The 16485-nt window shown below is 44.7% G+C and carries 19 protein-coding genes and 1 tRNA gene; 18 read left to right on the forward strand and 2 right to left on the reverse strand.

What is annotated here, in order from left to right:
* Positions 1 to 323 precede the first annotated feature (323 nt).
* The 15 genes from ACOBQJ_RS03740 to ACOBQJ_RS03810 all read left to right on the forward strand — a co-directional run bounded on the left by ACOBQJ_RS03740 (position 324) and on the right by ACOBQJ_RS03810 (position 11309).
* A complete protein-coding gene (locus tag ACOBQJ_RS03740; RefSeq protein WP_421070388.1) occupies positions 324 to 449 on the forward strand; it encodes a hypothetical protein in 126 nt (41 codons plus the stop codon).
* Positions 450 to 555: 106 nt separating this feature from the next.
* Complete coding sequence (locus ACOBQJ_RS03745) at positions 556 to 1434, forward strand: 5'-3' exonuclease (RefSeq protein WP_421070389.1); 879 nt, start codon at positions 556 to 558, stop codon at positions 1432 to 1434.
* A gap of 11 nt (positions 1435 to 1445) precedes the next feature.
* The gene (locus ACOBQJ_RS03750) at positions 1446 to 1742 is read left to right on the forward strand and encodes a hypothetical protein (protein WP_421070390.1); all 297 of its coding nucleotides are present in this window, start codon (positions 1446 to 1448) and stop codon (positions 1740 to 1742) included.
* Positions 1726 to 2460, forward strand: a complete 735-nt coding sequence (locus ACOBQJ_RS03755) for a hypothetical protein (protein WP_421070391.1) — start codon at positions 1726 to 1728, stop codon at positions 2458 to 2460. The genes ACOBQJ_RS03750 and ACOBQJ_RS03755 overlap by 17 nt, the downstream gene beginning before the upstream one ends.
* Positions 2453 to 3001 carry a hypothetical protein gene (locus ACOBQJ_RS03760; RefSeq protein ID WP_421070392.1) on the forward strand — a complete coding sequence of 183 codons (549 nt, stop codon included), beginning with the start codon at positions 2453 to 2455 and terminating at the stop codon, positions 2999 to 3001. The genes ACOBQJ_RS03755 and ACOBQJ_RS03760 overlap by 8 nt, the downstream gene beginning before the upstream one ends.
* 80 nt (positions 3002 to 3081) lie before the next feature.
* Entirely contained in the window at positions 3082 to 3657 is a 576-nt protein-coding gene (locus ACOBQJ_RS03765) for a hypothetical protein (protein ID WP_421070393.1), read from the forward strand.
* 5 nt (positions 3658 to 3662) lie between these two features.
* Positions 3663 to 4412, forward strand: coding sequence for a ThiF family adenylyltransferase (locus ACOBQJ_RS03770; protein WP_421070394.1), 750 nt, complete (start codon positions 3663 to 3665; stop codon positions 4410 to 4412).
* A 225-nt stretch (positions 4413 to 4637) separates the two neighbouring features.
* A complete protein-coding gene (gene radC, locus ACOBQJ_RS03775; protein WP_421070395.1) occupies positions 4638 to 5282 on the forward strand; it encodes a RadC family protein in 645 nt (214 codons plus the stop codon).
* A gap of 129 nt (positions 5283 to 5411) precedes the next feature.
* On the forward strand, positions 5412 to 5975 hold the full coding sequence (locus tag ACOBQJ_RS03780; protein WP_421070396.1) for a hypothetical protein: 564 nt from the start codon (positions 5412 to 5414) through the stop codon (positions 5973 to 5975).
* Positions 5939 to 7213: a hypothetical protein gene (locus ACOBQJ_RS03785; protein ID WP_421070397.1), complete on the forward strand. Its 1275-nt coding sequence runs from the start codon at positions 5939 to 5941 to the stop codon at positions 7211 to 7213. The genes ACOBQJ_RS03780 and ACOBQJ_RS03785 overlap by 37 nt, the downstream gene beginning before the upstream one ends.
* Positions 7214 to 7267: 54 nt before the next feature.
* Complete coding sequence (gene ligA, locus ACOBQJ_RS03790) at positions 7268 to 9178, forward strand: NAD-dependent DNA ligase LigA (RefSeq protein WP_421070398.1); 1911 nt, start codon at positions 7268 to 7270, stop codon at positions 9176 to 9178.
* 90 nt (positions 9179 to 9268) lie between these two features.
* Entirely contained in the window at positions 9269 to 9466 is a 198-nt protein-coding gene (locus tag ACOBQJ_RS03795) for an HU family DNA-binding protein (protein WP_421070399.1), read from the forward strand.
* 85 nt (positions 9467 to 9551) lie between these two features.
* Complete coding sequence (locus tag ACOBQJ_RS03800) at positions 9552 to 9761, forward strand: hypothetical protein (protein ID WP_421070400.1); 210 nt, start codon at positions 9552 to 9554, stop codon at positions 9759 to 9761.
* Positions 9762 to 9883: 122 nt separating this feature from the next.
* Complete coding sequence (locus ACOBQJ_RS03805) at positions 9884 to 10063, forward strand: helix-turn-helix domain-containing protein (RefSeq protein ID WP_421070401.1); 180 nt, start codon at positions 9884 to 9886, stop codon at positions 10061 to 10063.
* A 67-nt stretch (positions 10064 to 10130) separates the two neighbouring features.
* On the forward strand, positions 10131 to 11309 hold the full coding sequence (locus ACOBQJ_RS03810) for a tyrosine-type recombinase/integrase (protein WP_421070402.1): 1179 nt from the start codon (positions 10131 to 10133) through the stop codon (positions 11307 to 11309).
* Between the two features lie 121 nt (positions 11310 to 11430).
* Here ACOBQJ_RS03810 and ACOBQJ_RS03815 read toward each other — a convergent pair.
* Both ACOBQJ_RS03815 and ACOBQJ_RS03820 read right to left on the reverse strand, forming a co-directional pair.
* Positions 11431 to 11505: transfer RNA gene (locus tag ACOBQJ_RS03815), tRNA-Val, on the reverse strand.
* A gap of 139 nt (positions 11506 to 11644) precedes the next feature.
* Positions 11645 to 11917, reverse strand: a complete 273-nt coding sequence (locus ACOBQJ_RS03820; RefSeq protein WP_421070403.1) for a hypothetical protein — start codon at positions 11915 to 11917, stop codon at positions 11645 to 11647.
* A 252-nt stretch (positions 11918 to 12169) separates the two neighbouring features.
* Between ACOBQJ_RS03820 and ACOBQJ_RS03825 the strand changes: the two genes are divergently transcribed.
* The 3 genes from ACOBQJ_RS03825 to ACOBQJ_RS03835 are packed head-to-tail and all read left to right on the forward strand — an operon-like array spanning position 12170 to position 16377.
* Positions 12170 to 14623, forward strand: coding sequence for an O-antigen ligase family protein (locus ACOBQJ_RS03825; protein ID WP_421070404.1), 2454 nt, complete (start codon positions 12170 to 12172; stop codon positions 14621 to 14623).
* Positions 14624 to 14669: 46 nt separating this feature from the next.
* Positions 14670 to 16028: a nucleotide sugar dehydrogenase gene (locus ACOBQJ_RS03830; protein WP_421070405.1), complete on the forward strand. Its 1359-nt coding sequence runs from the start codon at positions 14670 to 14672 to the stop codon at positions 16026 to 16028.
* A gap of 13 nt (positions 16029 to 16041) precedes the next feature.
* On the forward strand, positions 16042 to 16377 hold the full coding sequence (locus ACOBQJ_RS03835) for a Gfo/Idh/MocA family protein (RefSeq protein ID WP_421070406.1): 336 nt from the start codon (positions 16042 to 16044) through the stop codon (positions 16375 to 16377).
* Positions 16378 to 16485: the final 108 nt, after the last annotated feature.

The raw sequence follows: 16485 nt of genomic DNA on the forward strand, positions 1-16485 counted from the left end.
CGCTTGCCCGGCAGAGGCCGCCACCTTCCCGTGGTGCCGGGTGAACACTTTATGTGGCCAAGGCGGCATGATTAAACTTATTCTAAAATTAATTTTTAAAAACCCAGTATCGGATTTGCTGACATGATTGGCAAAACCCCAAAATTAAAAAACTGCCTTTTGCATATCAATTATAAAAGGCAACTAATCCCAATTTCGAGACCATCTATGGTCTCTTTTAATTTTCTAAACCTAATGGTTTTACCCCATTCAATGAGGCTTTGGTCTCTTGAGATAAACTTTGGGCTATCTCATTCGAACCTCCAGAGAAAGGAGGTGATGCTGTGGACCTCGATAGGTGTCTGAGGTTTTTAAAGGAAATTTTGGTGATCCTGCTCCTTGCGGTGCGGTTTATCAGGACCTTTAAAAACCGAAGGACTACCAACCGTCGTTCCCCGCGCCGGATGTAGGTAGTCCCAAGCAAGCAGGGGGTTTATCCCCTTGCTTGCATTATAAAATGGCTTGATTTAACAGTCAAGCAGATTATCAAAACTATCTCTGAAAGGAGGAAAGGATTTGAGTAAGTTACTTTTAATCGACGGGAATTCTTATCTTCACAGGGCCTTTCACGCTTACCCCGAGATGACTTCTCCGAAGGGGGCTCCGACTAACGCAGTATACGGTACTCTAAAAATGATGGAAAACCTTGTTTCAAAAGTTAATCCAACACACTTTGCCGTGTGTCTGGACAGCTCGAAAAAGACTTTTAGAAACAGTATCTACTCAGAATACAAAGCAAACCGTAAACCTGCCCCGGAAGCCCTCGTAAGTCAGTTTGTTTTATTCCGCCAAGTCCTCTCTGCATTGGATATTACATTCTTTGAGGACGAGCAGTATGAGGCAGACGATCTACTGGGGACTGTTTCGCAAAGAGCTGAAGGCTTATTAACAATGATCGCAACAAGCGACAGGGATGCCATTCAACTTATTGACTGTCGAACCACTGTCCTGCTTTACAAAAACAAAGGCTATGTAGAACTCAGCGACGGCAACCTCATTATGGAATTCAGACCTGACCAGATGGTTGACATTAAAGCCCTGGCCGGCGACGCATCCGACAACATACCCGGAGTACCGGGTGTCGGAAAAAAGACGGCAATAGAACTGGTCAATAAGTACGGTTCTGCCTTCGGGGTTATTGAGAACTCAGGAGAAATAAAGGGTAAGCTGGGCGAAAAAATCAGGGCGAACATAGACTCGATTAAGATGTCCTACAAGTTGGCTGTCATAAAAAGAGACTGCCCCATAGATGTCAACTTTGACAATCTTAAACTCGGAGTTGATATTGAAATCGGAGACTTCGTTCTGGCAAGCCTGGGAATCCGCACCATAAACCTCAACAAGTTTTTGTTGGGTGAACAACAAGATGCCTCCGGGCAGGTAGCTTTGTTTTAAGGAGGCAGGGTATGGCAACAAATATCGATATTCAAAAACTACGGCGTAATCTTCGGGAGACAGAGTCTTACACTGGTCCATACGAGAATATTGAAAACCACAGCGAGATGCGGCGCATTTTGGTGATGGTCAACAATGACTGTATTGACTACACAGCGTTCACCGAAGGTACGCTGGAACAACTCTGTGATCTCTACCAGAGAGAGGAAACAGATGAAATCGAAGCGGGCCTCAGTGCAACAGCTTACATGATCAAGGTCCTGAGTGACCTGCCCCCTGGAGGTGTTCAAGATGTACGATTTTTTTAGCGACTCCTCATATTGGAAATCGTTTGTCCTTGATAACCTGCTTGTAACCAAACGGTTATTTGACAGGGGATTTAAGGTAAACAATCTGGATATTAGGCAGTCGATGTTTTCGGATATTCTTGAAATCCTTTTTGGCACAGAAAATGTAAAATGGGGTCCAAAAGAATTCGATTTACCCCCAAGGGCAATGGCAATCCGTGAAAGAGTTGAAGCCCAGACAGCTACTCCCGAGGAAGAAGAAGCAAACTGCTACATCGAGAGCTATGTCTCAAGAGACCACTATAAAATAACAGTCCAAGTCAGCGATCTTGCTGAGTTATACGGAAAGCTCCGTCCAAAACACTATCAAGAGCTGATGGATATATTTAATGAAGTCAGCTTCAAAAGAGAAGAAGACATCGACATAGACTACGAGGAATACTTTCCTTGGTGGGAACTTGTCGAGGAAATCGAGTGGATAAAAGACGGGAATAAAATAGTAGGTTTCTGGCTTCACCTGGTTGACGTTGAATCCGGCACAGAAGAACCGGTATCGGATCTCCAGTATAACAACGCGTTTATCGCGTTCTGGGACACGCTTCAAAAACTAAAAAAAGAGGTGGCAAACAATGTCGTCCTGCATAAATATCAAAATCCAAGACGACGGTTCAGTATTCTTGATACAAGAAGAAAATGGTGCCGTCAAGGAAAAGCAGATAGAGCCAAACATATTGCTTGAATTAGTAAAGAATTCACTGCATGAGAAGGTGACAGACGCATATGGTTCTCCGCCTCTACCAAAGAACTGCGTGTTTTACGGCGTGGTGGAGCGACACAGCCAGTCACCAACGGTGTTGGTAGCCATAGAGAGAGATAAGTGTATACGCCCATACAATCACTTCGGTGAAATCATCGAAGTTGGCTATCCAAAACTTGTTTTTCTCTATGCGATCAAGGGTAACAAAGTGTGCGGTTCCTATGTGGCGGCAGTGACAGATGAAATAATTAAGTCTGAATCCCCGGTTTACTTTTTCCCATACGGAAATGTCGGTCTTACACACAGCATCTGCATGGGGAACTATTTTCACCCGGAGGTTAAGGAACTCTCGGATGTCACATACTTCCCGGAGCCATTTTACCTGATTGAGCATACTCACCCGAACAACGCTAAAAACCAGGTAATAAAAGAACTTCTGGAGCAGACAAAAGGGAAGCCGTTTAACGACGAGCTTCTTATTTTTAACTGCACATTTAAAGACTTTATAAACAAAACTCACTAAAATCTGCCCGGCAAGGGGCATAAAAACTTGCGGTGCCTGAAAGGGGGCCGCAAGGCCCCGATTAGGCAGAAAGGAGTTTTATGAGTAACAAAGATCCATTCGAAGGGCTTGACCAGTTATTTCCCGCCGAAGACCTGGGTGAGACCCCGAAAGAAGTGACCGCTACCCCTGAAGAAGCTGTCGAAGACGATGAAATGACCGCAGTGTTAAAGGAAGCGGAAAAAGAAGTCGGTGACATGGAGAAAGCCGCCGGCGAGAAAGCCCAACCTGCCAGTGAAAGCAAATCTGAAGAATCAGGCCAGTTGAGCATCTTAAACGAGGCAGACAATAAACCTGAGAAGACAAGCGGTTGCGCTGCGCAAACCTGTGGCACTAACAAGAATAGCAAGAAAGCTAAGAAAACTGCTTCATCAACCTGCTCCACCCCGCCGAAGCCCAAGGAGCCAGAAAACGATCTTGATCGTCTGGTGGTTCTCACGAACTACAACGAGCAAAAGAGTTTTCCCAAAGAGATGACCTTGGAGCAAATCCGCGGGGAGCTGGAGAAAGAGTACCCGGCGTATTCCAAAGAGAATACAAACTGGTACTTTGAAAAACAGGCCGACAACAACCGCTACCTATGTATCCCGTCATATAAGTCCAATAAAGCGGGTTGAACGTTATGAAGATAAACGAGATATTAGCCGGCTACAAAAACTGGCATGGAGTAGTTGTTGGCTGCGGAGGCACGATATCAAATTTCGTGCCTCACCTGTCCCAGTTGCTTTACTCGCTGAATGACCTCATAACGATAACCCTGGTTGACGAGGACACTGTTGAGCCTGGTAATGTCGGGAGGCAGTTCTTTGCTCCCCCGGATGTAGGAAACAACAAGGCACGGACACTCCAGTTGCGTTACCAAAACGCATGGGGAGTCCGGCTCAGTTATCACCCTCATTACATTCGGGATGAAAAGATACTGGAAAAACTCCTGATACCACCTGTTGCTCATGCTGGTAAACCGACGATGCCTATTCTGATTGGAGGCGTGGACAACCACTACTCACGGAGGATAATGGATGCCGTTTTTAAGAAAGCGGAAAATCTTATCTACCTTGATTCCGGCAACGGTGAGTACACCGGTCAGGTAGTAGTGGCGATACGCTATGGAGGTAAAACCCTTTTGAAGCCCCCAAGTGAATATTTTCCTGAAATCCTAACAGAACAGGACGAAATATCTGTTGGGGGGACATGCGGGAGGAAGGCGGTTAAAGAACCGCAAACCCTTGTGGCTAACGTGTGGGCAGCGACTACGTTGCTGGCCATGGTAAACTCTATCGTTAACCTCAAGAAAATTTCAGTCAGCATGACATCATTCAGCGCACTTAACTGCGTGTCAAAACCAGTATTCAGAATGGAGGCGGTCCAGTGATTTACAACATCAGGCAAGATCACCCTGAACTCTATAAAGACCTGGTGAATGCGCCGGCCTTCTGTTAGATGCAGACTTAAAAGAAATTGCATCGATAAGGGAAGTGCTGTGTGATTACCTGAGTTAAATAGGAGAACCAACTTGAATTTGCGCTTTAGAAACCCTGCCACGGGGGAAATAACAACTCCCCCGCGTGGCCGGGGGAGTATAAGAAGGGCGAAATAAATGAAAAAAACATTATCACAACATGTAAGAGAACAGCTCTTGGAATACGGCGTAAATCGCTCCGAACTGCCTGGTTTAATCTCCACTATTGTCGGTAACTTGCCGGACGAAACACTAAATCAACTGATGTGCAAAAATATCCGTGAGTTATCAGGATTAACAGTTGAGGAACTGAAAGGGTTTCCTGGTATGGGCAAGAATAAAGCATCTCGCCTAGTGGCAGCCTTTGAACTCAGCCGGAGACTCGCCCGGTTTATATCGGCAGAAAAAACAATAATTCGCGATCCAAGGGATGCAGCCAGTTTAGTGATGGAAGAAATGCGATGTTTTAATCGGGAGCATTTTTGTTCTATTATGTTGGACACAAAAAACCAGGTCATAGATGTAGATAAAGTATCTATAGGCACTTTAAGTTCATCTCAGGTTCATCCCAGAGAACTATTCCGCAACGCTATAAAGAAAAGCGCGTCGAGAATGATATTGGTGCATAACCATCCCAGTGGAGACCCCGAACCAAGCAGGGAAGATATCGAAATAACTAAAAAGGTCAGCGATGCCGGATGTCTCATTGGCATTGAAGTCCTTGATCACATTGTTATTGGCGATGGTAAATACGTATCGTTCAAAGAAAAGGGATTGATATAAGGAAAGACAGATGGAAGTTTCGAGCAGAGCCGGAATTCACGGCAAACTAAATTCTTTAAAAACCCTGCCATGGGGGACTAAAATCTAGCTCCCCCTCATGGCAGGGGGAGTAAAAGGAGGCGTGTTTGCGTGATTGCAACACAGGAACAAGGTTTAGCAAAAGGAGGTATACAGGTGGTAGCTTTGGATATCTGCAACACTCTCGCTAATATAGCTAAAAAGCTGATAAACGAGGGTTTAGTTAAAACCGATGTGTACCCCTCTCCGCTGCCGGAAGACTTCTTTATCTCAGAAGACGGTCTTCAAATATTCCTGAACGCTGAACCAATCAGGGGCGCCCTTCAAATGGTCCGCCACCTGGAAGCTCTCTATGGGAGCGTCATCTATGTAACCACCAGGCCGAAAGAAGCAGAGTTTGTAACCTGCAGGTGGTTAGCAAAGCACGGGTTTCCTATCAGCGACATTCATTTCTGTAGCTGGCAGGACAAGCCCGCCGTTTACGAGAGCCTGAATCCCCGTGTAATAGCGGAGGATGACCCCCGTGTACTTGAGATGGTTAAATCCATGGACACGGCTATACTGGCTCTCCAGTGGCCTTACAACAGCCATGTAAGCGGTGGCAGCATAGTACAGGTGGATGATTGGGAGGTGGATAAATGGCCGCAAGCGTTAATTATGTCGAATTTGACATAATTGAAATCGCTCGCCGCGTAAATATAACACTTCTAAAACAAATGAATGACGGTCAGTGGTTGGCTAGATGCCCGTTTTGTGGGGACTCAAGTAAGAACACAAAACACGGGCATTTATATTTAAAGCCATCAACAGGCGAATATGCCTGTCATCGGTGTGGGCAAATGGGGAAGACAATAGGCATGTATGCGCATCTCAGAGGTATAGATACGAAGGCTGCCTATAAGGAGTTAGTTAATGCCGATGCACTGCCGGAGATAAAGTTAAAACACAGTAACGCGCCAGTTGTTGAAGTTGAACCGGCGCCAACACAGAGAAGGCATGAAGTATACTCGGCGATGTTGGACATTCTTCAGTTACAGACAGCGCACAGGGCTGACCTTATAAAGCGAGGCTTAAGCAGCGAGTATATATCCCAGAATAACTACAAATCGTACCCCAGAACCAAAAAGGAAAGGGTTGCCCTTTGCGAGAAGTTATCCCAGAGGTTTAATCTATCTCGGGTGCCGGGGTTTTTCGTAAACCAGGACGGCGCATGGGAGTTGGCCTCGTGTCCTAACGGGTATTTTCTTCCCGTCAGGAATGCCCAAAAACAGATTCAGGGTTTACAGCTCAGGGTTTTACCTTACAATCCGAAAAAGGGCAGTAAATATCTGTGGTTATCCTCAAACGGTAAGCCTGGAGGTGCAAGTGCGGGGCAGTGCTTCCACATAGCGATTCCCCCGGGCGTAAAAACCGTAAACAGGTTATGGTTGACAGAGGGTAGTCTGAAAGCAGATGTTGCTTCCTTTTTCACCAACGTCCCGTTTTTGGCTATGGCCGGGGTGAATGCCCAAAAAGGCATAACAGATGTTTTGCAAAGAATGAATGTCAAAGAAGTCGTAATGGCTTATGACATGGACAGGGAAATCAATCCCAATGTCAAGAAGGCGCTTGACCTGCTGGAGAGTAAATTGGCGTCTTCTAAAATTCTGATACACAAAGCAGCCTGGCCCGTATCATTAAAAGACGGTGAGCCGTACCCTAAAGGCATAGACGATGCCTGCCTCGAAAGGAATAAACAATCCCTTGAAGTGACGGAAGAAGTCTTCGTGACATTCACAAAAACAGTGATCAGGAAAGTTGGATCAGGAGAATCAAGGGTCACTGTCAAAGAAACCGTTCAATACGAGGTAAGCGGTCCTTCTTCAGCAGGTTTTTTTGAAAGAGCCCGAGGGTTGTTTAAAAAATTCATATAAATAAAAACAAGCGGCCGGGGCAACCAATCCCGGCCGCAAGAGGAAGTGAACTGATTGCTTGATATAGGTGTTGTCCTCAACAGGCTACGATCTGAAATTAGGCGTCACGACTATAATTACTACGTCCTCGGCAAACCCATAATATCGGATGCCGATTATGACGAAAAATTCAAGGAGCTATCCGATCTTGAAAAGTGTTACCCAGAACATTTCTCAGACACATCCCCCACTCAAAAAGTGGGCGGCATGGTTGCAAAGGATCTGCCCTACGAAAAACATAAAATACCGATGCTGTCACTGGCTAAGGCTACAAGTAGTGAAGCCCTGCGTGACTTTGTCTTAAATAACAAGTTCACCGGGCATGATATGATCTGCTCGCCTAAACTTGACGGCTTTTCACTCGGTATCCATTACAAAGGCGGGAAGTTTGAAAAAGCGGTATCTCGCGGTGATGGAGAAAACGGGCAGGTGCTTTCACATTCAGTCAGGACATCAAAGACACTTCCTCTTGAGATAAGTTTCAAGGGGGATCTTGAGGTGCGGGCAGAATGTCTGATATCAAAGATTAACTTTGACAGGCTGAATAAAGACGGCAAGTACACCAGCGCCAGGAACCTGGCTGTCGGGTCTGCAAAGCTCCTTGACAGCTCGGAGGCAGCCAAGAGGTGTTTGGATGTGATTGTATTCGGCGGGTTTGTTGACGGAGTCGAATTCGACAACGAAAGCGAAACCCTCGAATTCCTTCGTGACCAGGGCTTTAGGGTGGTTGAATACGAGGTCTTCTCTGATATGAATGACCTTGTGAACTACTGCACGGGTTACGACAGAGACCAGTATCCATTTTATATTGACGGTATGACAGTAAAGGCCCAGTCATTGAGCCTGAGGGCTGAACTGGGAGAGAACAGCCGTGAGCCACGCTGGGCGGTTGCTTATAAATTCCCCGCCCAGAGCGCCAGCACTATTCTTCGTGAAGTACGTTGGCAGGTTAGCCGAAATGGTCAACTTACGCCAGTTGCGATGTTTGACTCTGTCTTTTTGGACGATGCCAAAATTGAAAACGCAACACTTCACCATAGCGATTTTGCAAGTCAGTTCAGGCTTGGTTCGAAGATTGAGATTATCCGCTCCGGACAGGTAATTCCGAAAGTAATCGGAACCCTGGTAGAAGGCAGCGGAGACAACGTCAAACACCCGCCCAACTGCCCTGAGTGCGGCGCCTCCGTCGAATACCGTCAACCGTTTGCGTACTGCACAGGCGGCAATTGCCTGAGTCAGGTTATAGAAAAGGTTGTACACTTCGCATCAAAAGATGCCCTTGACATACAGGGCCTCGGCGATTCAATAATTGAAGGTTTGGTGAGGGCGGGTAAAGTAAGAAAGCCCGCTGACCTTTATAGCCTGGTTAAGGATGACCTTCTTACATTGGAAGGTTTTGCAGACAAGAAGGCTGAGAATGTACTGAAAGCCATTGGGGACAGCAAAAGACCTTCGCTGGCAAAATTCATTTACTCACTGGGCATCCCTTATACAGGGGTGAATACTTCGAAAACTTTAGCCAGAAGGTATCAAAACATCGCCAGTGTAATGGAAGCTCCCTATGAGGATCTCGTGGGAGCAGATGATATTGGTGATATAACCGCCGCGGCTATCGAAGAATTTTTCAGGCTTGAAGATTCAACGGTAAATGAACTTCTCAATGCCGGCGTAATCCCGCAGGAAGAAAACTTCACTGCAGGAACGAGCCTGGCTGGTAAAACATTTGTTATCACCGGCAAGCTGTCAATGCCGAGGGACGATATGAAAGTCCTGATAGAAGCAAACGGAGGAAAGGTGGCGGGAAGCGTCTCAACGAAGACGAATTACCTAGTCGCCGGCTCCGATGTTGGGGCAGCGAAAACCCAAAAAGCTGCGGCTCTCGGCGTAGTTGTGATTGGGGAAGCCGAATTAATGGCTATGATGTAAGACGAAGAGGGATTAGCACCCTAACTCAAAAAAGAAAGATTGCGGAAGTAGCGGTAAAAGCAGAGTTGTCGAAGTAAGACGCTGAGAGCAGTGAACGGACTGCTGGAAGGCATCAAGGACGCTCTTGCCAAAGGCGATCAGGTTCAACTGGTTGGCTTCGGGGCTTTTAAAGTCAAAAACCGTGAAGCACGGCAGACCCGCAATTCCCGGACAGGTGAAATAATCTCCCTGCCGGCGACAAAAGTACCGGTCTTTAAGGTTGGAAAAATCTTAAAAGACAGCATATAAGAAAGAAGCCCGACTCCTAAAAGAGCCGGGCTTTATACATAACTACCCAGCTTACCGCTGGGAATTTTATTTTAAGGAGATACTTATGAGGACCAGCGAGGCAATACTCTATGCTATCCATTCTAGCGGCGGTAAGATAAAACAAACGCAGTTTCAAGAGTGGCTGGCAACACTTATAGAAAAGGAATACCTCCAGATGGAAGTGGAGGGCGAGGAAGATTCGGTGGAGTTCTTTATACAGCTCACCGACAAAGGAAAACAGGCCCTGGCTAACAAAGGGCTTTTGAAAAAATAGTATCACAAAGAAGGGGCGCTGCTGAAAAAGTGGCGCCTTTTTTTGTGTCTGTTTTTACACCTATTTATAGAGGGGAGCTGAAATAACCGCAGGTTTTAATACCAAAACAAGGAGGAGAAAAAATGTCTAACATCAATGAGATGCCTGAGATTATGACAATTGAAGAAGTTGCTAAAGTCCTTCGGTTAAAGCGGTCAACAGCATATGAGTACGTGAAACAGGGTTATATCCCGCACATAAAACTCGGCAAGCAGATAAGGGTATTAAAAAGCAAGTTGTTAGTCGCTATGAGTGGTGAGTAAAAAGGAAAATTAACCAGGCGGGGCGAAATATATAATTGTCCCGTCCGGCCAAAAATGGAGGGACAAAATGAACGGTTATGTTAAAAAACGCGGGAAAAGCGATGATAAATGGACGGTGGTGGTGGACTTTGGTCGTGATCCTGTGACGAGAAAGAGAAAACAGAAATGGACTACTGTCACGGGTTCAAAAGAGGACGCAGATAAAGAGTTAATTAAACAACTTCACGAGATTAACACCGGTAACTACATCGAGCCATCCAAGATGTCATTAAAAGAATTCTTGAAGTATTGGCTGAAGATGTACGCCAAAACTCACTGCAGGAAAAACACATACGACAGCTACGAAATATTCATTGAGAAACACATTATCCCAGAGTTAGGCCATATCGCCTTGGCAAAACTAACTCCCTCTCAGGTTGAGGAGTTACTGGTGAATAAAGCCAACTCGGGCAGGGCCGACGGCAAGGAGGGTGGCCTCTCACAGCGCTCGGTGAAATATATCTATTCTATTTTGCATATGGCCTTAGCCTATGCAGTAAGAAAAGATATGATTTTAAAAAACCCAGTTGAAAAAGTAGAAACGCCAGAACTGACAAAAAAGGCTGTTCATGCGTGGACACTGGAAGAGGCAAAGAAGTTCTTGTTGGTGGCCGAAGGCTCTCGTTTTTACACCCTGTTCACTTTAGCATTATCCACAGGTATGAGGCGCGGAGAACTATTGGGCTTGAGATGGCAGGATATAGATATGAGAGACAACTTGGGGATAATAAATATCAGAAATGGGCTGTCGAAGCAAAGAACACTGGAAGTAACTAAGACCGAGAATTCTCAGAGAGCTGTTGTAATCTCATGCCTTATGGTTGAACTCCTGAAGGAGCACGGCCTTAAACAACTAGAGGAACAACTGAAAATGGGAGACGAGTACCAACATAATGGCCTGGTATTCTGTAGTACGATTGGAACACCGTTGAACGCCGAGAATGTGGTTAAACGCCATTTTTATCCGCTGGTCAAAAAAGCGGAGATTAAGTGGATAACATTTCACGGCTTGAGACACTGCTATGCAACATTAGCTCTTGCGGCTGATGCGAGCCTTAAGGTTGTGCAGCAGCGATTGGGACACGCTTCAATCAAAACGACAGGCGATATTTACAGTCACCCCGAAATCTATGCCCAGACGAGGGTAGTTAATGTAGTAGACGAACAACTTCTTGGCAAAAAAATACCGGGACTAGAAGCCCGGTAGCTAGGTAAGTCTCCCTGATTTAGACTAACTGGACTACATAGACACTTGTAGCCTGGTTAGCAAATTGGTTAGCAAATCGCAACTTTGCTAACGTGTTAAACCCGGGAGCGCTTGATTTTACTGGTGGGGATGACTGGTTTCGAACCAGTGGCCTCTTGAATGTGAGTCAAGCGCTCTCCCGCTGAGCTACACCCCCGACACTATTTAGTAGAAGTACTAAAAATTCTACCATACGGGAGTCAAAAAAACAAGAGGTAAAGAATTACCTGGCTCTGTGCTTAAAAGGACCATATCAAAATTTTGTGATTAATACGTATTTTATTATTGTGTTGATGTTATAGTCCAACCGCGTTTTTTTCAATATAGTCGATTCCCACGACAGTTATTTTACATCGGTGTGAACTTGACTGCCCCGCGCCTGATATCGCGGTAGCTTCGATAAGGCATTTATCGGCAAGGTACCTGTATGCCAGGTATATCTCTTTTTCTTTCAGGTCTTCCTTTGAGATCAATTTTGGCTCGCCAACGGCTTTAAAGTGGTGGTTGTAGAGCTCATCCAACAGCGACATTCTCAGGTTTATTCTTTCTTCAATATTAATTTTTGCCACCTCCCGGAACCTTAGAAAAAACTAAATGGTTAACCTCTAAGTATCATATCGGCATTTTCTGGTATATGAATAATAGCCGGGAAGGTTTCTTTTTTAAAAAAATCTGTTTCAATATATTATTAGGTGCATCTATTCCCATAATAAGGACAGATAGGCACAAAAGTAGCGGGTGAGGCAGGAATATTGTAAGATATTGTAGAAATAGTAACTGTACCATTTTCAATGTATATTGGGATATGTTAGGAGTCTTATATGTCGAAGAATAATTCAAAGGAAAAAAATAAAACCGCAGTTGCCAAAAAAGAGATCAAAGGTAAAAGATCGCGGGAAGATATCAAAGCGCCAAAAATAAATGTATTAGAAAATGACACCCAGTGGGATTTATTTCACACCATAGCATTCTGGGGGCTGGCTGTCCTGTTGTTTTTGCCGCCTTATTTCAGGGGCCTGTTCTTTGCCCCCGAGCAGGAACGGGCTTTAATATTTACGGCGGTAGTTTTCTGGTTTGCCTGGCTGTGGAAATGGTGTAAGCGGGATTATAATTTCCTTTCTCACCCCATGGATTATTTTGTTCTAGCCTTCCCGGTGGTTTACCTCATCTCAGCGTTTCAGGCCGCCAACTACGGTCTGGCAGTGGACGAGGTCGTCAAGACAACACTTTACTTCATGGTTTACTGGCTGGCCTCAAGGCTTGTCAGGAATGAGAATGATATTACAAATCTTCTGCATGTAATATATATAAGCGCCATAGGTGTAGCATTGGCCGGCTTTGCTACTGCCACCGGGGTAATAAATATCGATGACGGATTTTTGAATGGGCGTATTTACTCAACCTTCCAATATCCCAACGCTTTGGCTAGTTTTCTAGCGGCTGTGATTTTTTTAGGAATATACTTATGGAGAAGAACTGCGTCACTTGAGCTGGAAGAATTAACTGTTGGGAAAAAATCTATAGATTTTTTAGCCTGGTTAAATCTTAATGTTTTTAACAGGTATCTTTACGCTATAGGCAACTTCTTGTTGTTAACGGGTCTCCTCGGCACCAAGTCCCAGGGCGGCATTTTGGTTTTCTTACTAGTATATATTCTTTTTATCATCGGTCTGCCCAGAGGCAACAGGATTCCTGTGTTTATTCATTTTGTTTTTATCAGCATACCTTCCTTAATTGCCATCTCGCAGTTTTTATCCGCAGTTGCTTTAAGCAAAATGGGTTTGGCCTGGTTATGGGTTTTTGCAGGTCTGATCCTGGCAGTCGCCGGACAGGCTTTATACAGCTTTATTGAAAAAAAAGAGCTTTTAAAGTGGGTAGCCGGACACAAAAACCTTGTTTTAGGAGCAGTGCTCCTTGTGGTAATATGCGGCGCTATTGGTGCAGGTGTGTATATTAGCGGTAATAGCGATATCATTAAAAGCATGGCTGAAGAAATTCGCCTTCGCAACGCGACTGAACGGGTGTATTTCTTCCAGGACGCCATGAAGATGTTCAAAGAGCGGCCAATTATAGGATGGGGCGGAGGCGGCTGGCAGGAGGCCTACCACGCATACCAGAGTTATTTTTATAATTCCAACCAGGTACACGGCCATTATTTTCAAATCATGGTTGAGACAGGGATTATAGGCATCCTGCTCATGCTCGGTATCTGGGCGAGTTTCCTTTACGCCTGCCACCGGCTTTACCATGGCGCTAAAGATAATCGTTTGTTGGTGTTGGCGATAACCATGGCGGCTGTATTAATAGGTCTCCACGCGGTTATTGACTTTGACCTCTCCCTGTCAGCGCTTGCACTGGTTCTATGGACTATGTTTGGGCTTGCCAGGGGTGTCATGATTTACTCCAGACCCATTGTAGAGGAAAAGAAAAGCAAGACGTACATTCCACCAAATTATTCTGTTCTAGCTATTGTGTCAGCAGCTTCTTTTATAATTATCCTTTTTGCCGGGGCGCTGGTCTCAGCGGGCAACCTATCCAAACAGGCGGTTGTATATTTGCAGAAACAGAATCCCGTCCAGGTAATTAACTCTTTACAAAAAGCTTCGTCATATAACCCTTTTACCGCCGAACACCACATCAATCTTGCCCGCATATACCAGCAGCAGGGTAAATTTGACGAGGGGATATCTGAGGTACAGACAGCATTGAACCTTAGAAAATACAACTCCCAATGCTACGCGGACCTTACAGGCCTAATGATTTCAGGCAAGAAAAGCAGCGGCGATGCTGTTAATGCCGCAGAGAAGGCATTATCCCTGGCTCCGTTTCAAATACAGTGTTACGAATTGTTAGCTAGAACCTATTTCATTGTGGGTTATAACGAACTGACTGGCGGCAACATGGATATGGCAAAAGATTATTTTGAAAAAGCAGTCCAAGTACCTGAGAGAATACAAAGTAAAACAGACAGCCTAGGCGAAACAGAAAGGCGGCTTTGGAAAGATGCTCCGCTCCTGTCTTTAACACCGGAGATTAACTTAAGGGTGGGTCAAGCTCATTATATCATGGGGATGTGGCCTGAAGCCGAAGCAAATTTAAATGCGGCGCTTCAGGACGAAAACAGCAAAGGGGAGGCAGCCCTCTGGCTGAGTATTTTAAAGGATAAGCAAGGAAGCACCAAGGAGGCAAAAGATCTATTGGAGCAAGCTAAACAATTAGTACCCCAAATAGCAAAGAATTATGAGGGATTCAGAAATCTATCTGTGTTTAAATGATATTTAAAATTTTTGCAGGCTTAAATCTTAAATTGGAGGAATTTAGATGACTGAATCTTTATCATTTAACACAGAAGAACATTTTGTTTTGGAACAACTTAAAAAGAAGATAAAAAGTAAAGAGGCTAAGGTAGCAGTAATAGGTCTGGGTTACGTTGGCCTGCCTCTTGCGGTGGAAAAGGCCAAAGTGGGTTTTAATGTGCTAGGTATAGATCAAAACCCTAATAGGGTTGATATGGTAAACCAGAGCCAAAATTATATAAGTGATGTAAAAGATGATGAACTAAGAGAATTGGTGTCATCAGGAAAAATAACAGCCTATTGTGATTTTGAAATTCTTCGCGAAGCAGATGTAATAGTAATTTGTGTGCCTACACCCTTAACAAGAAACATGGAACCGGATATTTCATACATTATTAATGTTACCAACATGACAGCAGAGTATTTGCGCAAAGGACAACTGGTGACTTTGGAAAGCACCACTTATCCCGGCACTACACAGGAAATTATGCTGCCGATCCTTAGAAAATCAGGCCTTGAAGTGGGAAATGAATTTTTCTTGTCGTTTTCTCCGGAGCGGGTTGACCCCGGCAACAAACGTTTCACCACGAAAAACACCTCAAAAGTGGTTGGGGGAACTACGAAAGCCTGTCTGGAGGCGGCAATTACTTTTTATGGGCAAACGATTATAAATGTTGTCCCGGTTTCTTCTCCGGCAGTTGCAGAAATGACAAAAGTATTTGAAAACACGTACAGGGCTGTCAATATCGCCCTTGTAAACGAGCTTGCGCTGCTTTGTGACAGAATGGACCTCGATATATGGGAAGTTCTTAACGCGGCGGCAACCAAGCCGTTTGGAATACAAATTTTTTATCCGGGTCCCGGTGTCGGGGGCCATTGTATACCTATAGATCCGCATTATCTAACATGGAAAGCAAGAGAGTACGATTTTCATACCAGGTTCATCGAGCTTGCGGCAGAGATAAATATGAGTATGCCTTACCATGTGCTTAACAAGGTTATCAAGGCACTCAATTATTCTGGCAAGAGTTTAAAAGGTTCAAAAATATTGGTCTTTGGAGTTGCTTATAAGAAAGACATTGACGACGCAAGAGAATCACCTGCGATTAAAATTCTATCCCTATTACTTAAAGAAGGCGCTAAGGTTACATATCACGATATTTATATACCTGAATTTAAAATCAGCGTGCGAGAAGAAGATTTTGTTCTTAAGTCAGCACCGTTGACTGACGAACTAGTTGTCTTTTCAGATTGTATTGTAATACTAACAGATCATAGTAACATTGATTATGAAGCTGTGGTAGAAAAGGCTAAAATTGTTGTTGACACAAGGAATGCAACAAAAACAGTAAAAACAAACAGGGACAAAATAATTAAGATTTAGAGGGAATCTTAAGATGGTTAAATTTGGGATAATTGGCTGCGGCCATATCGCGTCAAGGCATGCGGAAGCTATAATCAACTCAGAACTAATGGAATTGACGGCTGTATGTGATGTAAACCCTAATGCAGCCGAAAGTTTTGGTGAAAAATACGGAGTTAAGTGGTATACCGATATTGACGATATGCTGGGTAACCACGCGGTAGACCTCGTAAATATTTGTACACCCAGCGGCCTCCGGGTTGAGATAGGCCTGCGGGTTGCTGAAGCGGGAAAACACCTTGTGGTGGAAAAGCCGATGGCGCTTTCGCTTAAAGAGGCGGACAGGCTTATTATAATGCTCCCCTTGTAAAGAACACGGATTTAAAAATTTAAGTTTTCTCCTTCCCGTGTTAGTTTGTTGGTAAATATCAAGCAGCTTCATTGAGCTTGCTTTTGAGGTAGTAGTCAACTGGGCAGG

This window comes from Pelotomaculum propionicicum (assembly GCF_048984525.1).
Classification (GTDB): Bacteria; Bacillota; Desulfotomaculia; order Desulfotomaculales; family Pelotomaculaceae; genus Syntrophopropionicum; species Syntrophopropionicum propionicicum_A.

What these genes read in the sequence shown, in the direction of transcription:
- ACOBQJ_RS03750 (WP_421070390.1), top strand. Translation starts at nt 1,446, where the DNA reads ATGGCAACAAATATCGATATTCAAAAACTACGGCGTAATCTTCGGGAG.
- ACOBQJ_RS03755 (WP_421070391.1), top strand. Translation starts at nt 1,726, where the DNA reads ATGTACGATTTTTTTAGCGACTCCTCATATTGGAAATCGTTTGTCCTT.
- ACOBQJ_RS03765 (WP_421070393.1), top strand. Translation starts at nt 3,082, where the DNA reads ATGAGTAACAAAGATCCATTCGAAGGGCTTGACCAGTTATTTCCCGCC.
- ACOBQJ_RS03770 (WP_421070394.1), top strand. Translation starts at nt 3,663, where the DNA reads ATGAAGATAAACGAGATATTAGCCGGCTACAAAAACTGGCATGGAGTA.
- radC (WP_421070395.1), top strand. Translation starts at nt 4,638, where the DNA reads ATGAAAAAAACATTATCACAACATGTAAGAGAACAGCTCTTGGAATAC.
- ACOBQJ_RS03785 (WP_421070397.1), top strand. Translation starts at nt 5,939, where the DNA reads ATGGCCGCAAGCGTTAATTATGTCGAATTTGACATAATTGAAATCGCT.
- ACOBQJ_RS03800 (WP_421070400.1), top strand. Translation starts at nt 9,552, where the DNA reads ATGAGGACCAGCGAGGCAATACTCTATGCTATCCATTCTAGCGGCGGT.
- ACOBQJ_RS03805 (WP_421070401.1), top strand. Translation starts at nt 9,884, where the DNA reads ATGTCTAACATCAATGAGATGCCTGAGATTATGACAATTGAAGAAGTT.
- ACOBQJ_RS03810 (WP_421070402.1), top strand. Translation starts at nt 10,131, where the DNA reads ATGAACGGTTATGTTAAAAAACGCGGGAAAAGCGATGATAAATGGACG.
- ACOBQJ_RS03825 (WP_421070404.1), top strand. Translation starts at nt 12,170, where the DNA reads ATGTCGAAGAATAATTCAAAGGAAAAAAATAAAACCGCAGTTGCCAAA.
- ACOBQJ_RS03830 (WP_421070405.1), top strand. Translation starts at nt 14,670, where the DNA reads ATGACTGAATCTTTATCATTTAACACAGAAGAACATTTTGTTTTGGAA.
- ACOBQJ_RS03835 (WP_421070406.1), top strand. Translation starts at nt 16,042, where the DNA reads ATGGTTAAATTTGGGATAATTGGCTGCGGCCATATCGCGTCAAGGCAT.